Here is a 2,791-nt window from a genome sequence, read left to right as displayed (position 1 = left end):
GTCGTGATGGGGGCCGCCTACGACCGCGTCGCAGCGATCCGTCCCGGCGACAACTGCGCGCAGGCCCTGCGCGGAGTGGTCGTCGACGCGCGCGGCTACGACTGGGAGGGCGATCGGCCGCTCTTGCGTCCCTACGGCGAGACGCTGATCTACGAGCTGCACGTGGGCGGCTTCACGCGCAGCGAGAGCGCGGGGCTGCCGCCCGCGCTGCGCGGCACCTATGCCGGCCTGATCGCGAAGATCCCCTACCTGCAGGATCTCGGCGTCACGGCAGTGGAGCTGCTGCCCGTGCAGCACTTCGACCCGCTGGACGCTCCACCCGGCCGCATCAACTACTGGGGCTACAGCCCGCTGGCCTTCTTCGCACCGCACGGGCCCTACAGCTCGCGCCGCGATCCGCTGGGGCCGGTCGACGAGTTCCGCGACATGGTGAAGGCCCTGCACAAGGCCGGCATCGAGGTGATCCTCGATGTCGTCTTCAACCACACGGCCGAGGGCGACGAGCGCGGCCCCACGCTCTCCTTCAAGGGCCTGGACAACGGCGCCTACTACATCGCCGGCGAGACGCCCGCGCGCTATGCCAACTTCACCGGCTGCGGCAACACGATCAACGCGAACCACTCGGTGATGCGCCACCTCATCCTCGACTGCCTGCGCTACTGGACCGCCGAGATGCACGTGGACGGCTTTCGCTTCGACCTCGCCTCGGTGCTCAGCCGCGACGGCAAGGGCAAGCCGCGCGAGAACGCGCCCATCCTCTGGTCCATCGACTCGGATCCCGTGCTCGCCGGCAGCAAGCTGATCGCCGAGGCCTGGGACGCGGCGGGGCTCTACCAGGTGGGCTCCTTCACGGGCGAGCGCTTCGCTGAGTGGAACGGGCCCTTTCGCGATGACCTGCGCCGCTTCCTGCGCGGCGACGCCGGCTTCGCCAAGGCCGTGGCGCTACGCATGGCCGGCAGCCCCGACCTCTATGCGAATCCCGCGCTCGAGGCGAATCGCAGCATCAACTTCGTCACCTGTCACGACGGCTTCACGCTGGCCGACCTCGTCAGCTACGCCCAGAAGCACAACGAGGCGAACGGCGAGGGCAATCGCGACGGCACGAACGAGAACTACAGCGCGAACTGCGGCGTCGAGGGGGCGAGCACAGACCCGCAGCTCCTCGCCTTGCGCGCGCGGCAGCAGCGCAACTTCCTCGCCCTGCTGCTCTGCGCGCAGGGCACGCCGATGCTCTCGATGGGGGACGAGCTCGACCGCAGCCAGCAGGGCAACAACAACGCCTACTGCCAGGACAATGCGCTCGCCTGGCTCGACTGGTCGGCCCTGACGGGCCAGGCGCCGCTGCATGCCTTCGTGCGCGAGCTCGCGGCCTATGCGCGCAGCCTGGCCGTCTTCCGGGACGAGCGCTTCTGGCGCGAGGACGGCGCGGGCGGCACGCTGATCCAGTGGCACGGCGTGCGCCTGGGCCAGCCCGACTGGTCGCCCAGCTCGCGCAGCCTGGCCTTCACCTTGAGCCGCGAGCGCGAGGGCGAGCGCCTGCACCTGTGCCTCAACGCCTGGCGGGAGCCGCTGGACTTCGCGCTGCCGCCGCCGGGCCCGGGCGCGGCCTGGCATCGCGTGCTCGACACCAGCCTGCCGCCGGGCGAGGACCTGCGCCTGCCGCCGGCCGCGCCCGCGTTGCCGGGCGGCGCCTATCGCGTGGCGGATCGCAGTGTCGTCCTGCTGCAGGCCCTGCCCCTGTTTTGATTCCCCTTTCGGCTCGGGGGTGCTATGCTCTTGGCACCCTCATTGCCCCGCGGCCGCCAAGGAGCGTGCCGCATGCGACGTGCAATTGCAGTCCTCGCTCTCGCCGGGCTGACCCTCGCGCTCGCGGTGGGGAATGCCCCGGCCTTGATCCTCAGCCTCGGCGCCGAATCCCTGGTCCAGGCGGGTGGCGTCGACCTGCAGGTCAGCGGCTACTCAGTGCCCTGTTTCGCCGACTGGAACGGCGACGGGCTCGCGGACCTGCTCGTGGGGGAAGGCGGCGGTACCCTCGCCGGGACCGTGCACCTCTTCCTCAATATCGGGACGGCGGGGGCGCCCGCCTTCGCCGGCTCCAGCCACCTCCAGGCCGCCGGCCAGGACCTCGCGGTGCCGGGGGAGGGTTGCCTCGGGGCCTTCCCGCGCGTCGTCTTCTGGAACGCGGACCTGCTGCCCGATCTGCTCGTCGGCAGCGCGAACGGCACGGTCACGCTCTACCTGAACGAGGGGGCGCCGGGGTCACCACTGCTCGGCGCCGGCGAGCTCCTGCAGGTGGGTACACCGGGTAGCAAGGTGACGATCGATGTCGGGATGCGCGCGACGCCGGTCTTCGAGGATTGGAACGCCGACGCCCGCCGGGACCTCGTCGTCGGCGCCCTCGACGGCAAGCTGCACCTCTTCCTCAATGCGGGCACGGACAGCGCGCCCGACTTCCTCGCCGAGAGCTTCGCCCAGGCTGCGGCGGGCGATCTCCTCGTGCCGAGCGGGCGCTCGAGCCCGGCCCTCGCCGATCTGAACGAGGACGGCCGCCTCGACCTGCTGACCGGCAACACCAATGGCGAGATCCTCTTCTTCGCCAATATCGGCAGCGCGGCGGCACCGCTCTTCGGCGACTTCCTGCGGGTGCCGGCGGCCGGCGTGCCGATCGACTACGCGGGCACCCCGCGCACGCGGCCCTTTCTCTGCGACTGGACCGGGGACGGCTGGTTCGACCTCCTCATCGGCCTGGGCGACGGCAAGGTGCACCTGCTCCAGGGCGCGCCCACGGACG

General features: G+C 71.1%; 2 protein-coding genes. Both read left to right on the top strand.

Going from position 1 to position 2,791, the window contains the following annotated elements:
- The coding region (locus FJ251_15210) for a glycogen debranching enzyme (GenBank protein MBM4119050.1) at positions 1–1,746 on the top strand (1,746 nt) is incomplete at its 5' end.
- Positions 1,747–1,818: 72 nt separating this feature from the next.
- The coding region (locus FJ251_15205; GenBank protein MBM4119049.1) for a VCBS repeat-containing protein at positions 1,819–2,791 on the top strand (973 nt) is incomplete at its 3' end.

This window comes from bacterium, assembly GCA_016873475.1.
Classification (GTDB): domain Bacteria; phylum Krumholzibacteriota; class Krumholzibacteriia; order JACNKJ01; family JACNKJ01; genus VGXI01.
The sequence above is the reverse complement of the archived record's forward strand: the minus strand, read 5'-3'. Positions and strand labels throughout refer to the sequence as shown.